Source organism: Actinocrinis sp., from assembly GCF_035938995.1.
Lineage (GTDB): Bacteria > Actinomycetota > Actinomycetes > Streptomycetales > Catenulisporaceae > DASZGI01.
Genome location: NZ_DASZGI010000263.1, coordinates 1 through 2771 on the forward strand (window position 1 = coordinate 1; position 2771 = coordinate 2771).

General features: G+C 69.9%; 3 protein-coding genes and 1 pseudogene. All 4 read left to right on the forward strand.

The window, feature by feature from the left end:
* Positions 1-453 precede the first annotated feature (453 nt).
* Positions 454-1287: an IclR family transcriptional regulator gene (locus tag VGZ32_RS18410; RefSeq protein WP_326887310.1), complete on the forward strand. Its 834-nt coding sequence runs from the start codon at positions 454-456 to the stop codon at positions 1285-1287.
* 76 nt (positions 1288-1363) lie between these two features.
* Positions 1364-1807, forward strand: coding sequence for a helix-turn-helix transcriptional regulator (locus VGZ32_RS18415; RefSeq protein ID WP_326887311.1), 444 nt, complete (start codon positions 1364-1366; stop codon positions 1805-1807).
* A 10-nt stretch (positions 1808-1817) separates the two neighbouring features.
* Positions 1818-2228, forward strand: coding sequence for a VOC family protein (locus VGZ32_RS18420; protein ID WP_326887312.1), 411 nt, complete (start codon positions 1818-1820; stop codon positions 2226-2228).
* Between the two features lie 148 nt (positions 2229-2376).
* Positions 2377-2771, forward strand: a pseudogene (locus VGZ32_RS18425) (excinuclease ABC subunit UvrA); the annotation flags it as partial.

The window sequence follows — 2771 nt, forward strand, 5'->3', positions numbered from 1 at the left end:
CACGCGCACCTCGCCCACGCCGGGCTGCGGCACCGGCCGCTCGACCAGGGTCAAGACCTCAGGACCGCCACGCGCGGTGTATTCGATCGCTCTCATACCCGGTGACAAGACCGGCCGCCGCACCGCCTATTCCCCTGTGCCTATTCCCCTGTGCCTATTCCCATGTGCCCGGCCGGCGCGCACGCGAATGAGCGTCCGGCGGAATGGCGGGAGTTCGACCGGTTATCTGCGTCGGCCTGGGCCGACCCCGGCCCGCCACCGGGGCCGGTCCAGCTCGTGCCCCCGTAGTTCAGCCGTTCAGGCTGGGTAGTCAGAATGAATTCACGTCTATGAATAAGTCCTTATATCTGAACAGTGCCGCAGACGGTAGTCTGGAGACACGGACCTGTCAACGCGCGCCGGGTTCCCGGTTGGTCACGCGGCAGCTGGCGGGCCGCTGACCGAAGGAGCGCCATGGCCCGGTCCTCCGCCCCCAGTCGACTCCGCACGGCTCACGAAGAGACGACCGCCAGCGACGGCGATTCCGCCACGGCCGGCGTGAAGTCGGCCCGGCGGGCGATCGAACTGCTGGAGGCGTTCGGCTCCAACCACGCCTGGACGTCGCTGACCGACCTGCACGCCTCGACCGGCTTTCCCCGCTCCAGCCTGCACGGACTGCTGCGCACCCTGCGCGACCTGGGCTGGATCGAGGCCGACGAGGCGGGTACCCGGTTCCGGCTCGGCGTCCGGGCGCTCATCTGCGGCACTGCGTACCTGGACCGCGACCCGGTGATGCCATACGCGACGGACGCGCTCGAGCGAGTCCGTGAGCAGACCGGCCTCACGGCGCACTATGCGCGGCTGTGCGGCGCCGAGATCGTTTATCTGGAGACGCGCGAGTCCCGCCACTCGGCGCACCTGGTCTCCCGGGTCGGGCGCACGCTCCCAGCGCACGCGACCTCGCTGGGCAAGGCGCTGCTGGCAGAGCTCTCGGACACCGAGCTGACCGAACTGCTCCCCGCGACGCTGCCCGCGCTCACCGACAGCACGATCACCGACCGGGAGACGCTGCGCGCCGAGCTCGCCGCCACCCGCGAGCGCGGCTACGCGACCGAGCGCGAGCAGGGCACGCCGGGCCTGGCCTGCGCCGCCGCCGTCGTGCCGTACCGCATCCCGGCCACCGACGCGATGAGCTGCTCGATGCCGGCCGGCAAGGCGTCCGACGACGAACTGGAGCAGGTCGGCACGCTGCTGCACGAGGTGACGCAGGACCTCAGCCAGCGGCTGCGGCGCGCGGGCATCCGGTAGCCCTGGACCTGCCGAACGAGGCAACTAACTTCAGGGCAGCTAGGCAATCACGGCGCGACGTGGCACGATTTCGCAGGTGACCAGCAGACCCGCCGAGGAGCAGCACCTGCTCGACCTCGCCCGGCTCCGCCGCGTCCGCGACCGGATCGACCGGGAATACGCGCAGCCGCTCGACGTCGAGGCGCTCGCCCGGGGCGAGCACATGTCGGCCGGGCACCTCAGCCGGGAGTTCCGGCTCGCCTACGGCGAGTCGCCGTACGCGTATCTGATGACGCGGCGCATCGAGCGCGCGATGGCGCTGCTGCGTCGCGGCGACCTCAGCGTCACCGAAGTCTGCTTCGCCGTGGGCTGTTCGTCGCTGGGCACCTTCAGCACCCGCTTCACCGAGCTGGTCGGCGTGCCGCCCAGCACCTACCGCCGTCAGATGGCGCCGCCGAAGGCGGAGATGCCCTCGTGCGTCGCGAAGCAAGTGACCAGACCGATCAGGAATCGAGAAGCGCGCTCACCGAGCCGCACCTAGCATGATCGACATGGACATCGTCATCCAGAACACCTTCCTGCCGCACAACGACCCGGACGCGTCGCTGGCCTTCTACCGCGACACCCTCGGCTTCGAGGTCCGCAACGACGTCGGATACAACGGGCTGCACTGGATCACAGTCGGCGCGCCCGACCAGCCGGGCACGTCCATCGTGCTGTACCCGCCGACCGCCACGCCCGGCATCACCGACGACGAGAAGCGCATCATCGCCGAGATGATGGCCAAGGGCACCTACGCGATCATCACCATGGCCACCAAGGACCTCGACGGCACGTTCGCCCGACTCCGGGCCAGCGGGGCCGAGGTCGTCGAGGAGCCGACCGAGCAGCCGTACGGGGTGCGCGACTGCGCCGTCCGCGATCCCGCAGGCAACCTGATCCGCATCAGTCAGCTGCGCTGAACCATCCAGACCGACCAGCCGTCACATCCGCGACCGCACAGACGTCACCACGAGGGGGCTGCGCACGACGCCGCCGACGGCGCCAGGTGCCCCCTGTCCCCGAAGCCGACCGCGACGACCGACCCGCCGCACACATGGAGAAGCAACGATGAGCAAGGGCACGAGGGCCGAGGCGCAGTCGCCTGCGTCGCACGTCGCCGACAGCCACGACCTGATCCGCGTCCACGGTGCGCGCGAGAACAACCTCAAGGACGTCAGCGTCGAGCTGCCGAAGCGGCGGCTGACCGTGTTCACCGGCGTGTCCGGCTCGGGTAAGAGCTCCCTGGTCTTCAGCACGATCGCGGCCGAGTCGCAGCGCTTGATCAACGAGACCTACAGCGCCTTCGTGCAGGGCTTCATGCCGACGCTGGCGCGGCCCGAGGTCGACGTGCTCGACGGGCTGACGACCGCGATCATCGTCGACCAGCAGCGGATGGGCGCCGACCCCCGCTCCACGGTCGGCACCGCCACCGACGCCAACGCGATGCTGCGCATCCTGTTCAG

Coding starts and splice junctions, on each gene's coding strand:
- VGZ32_RS18410 (WP_326887310.1), top strand. CDS start 454: ATGGCCCGGTCCTCCGCCCCCAGTCGACTCCGCACGGCTCACGAAGAG.
- VGZ32_RS18420 (WP_326887312.1), top strand. CDS start 1,818: ATGGACATCGTCATCCAGAACACCTTCCTGCCGCACAACGACCCGGAC.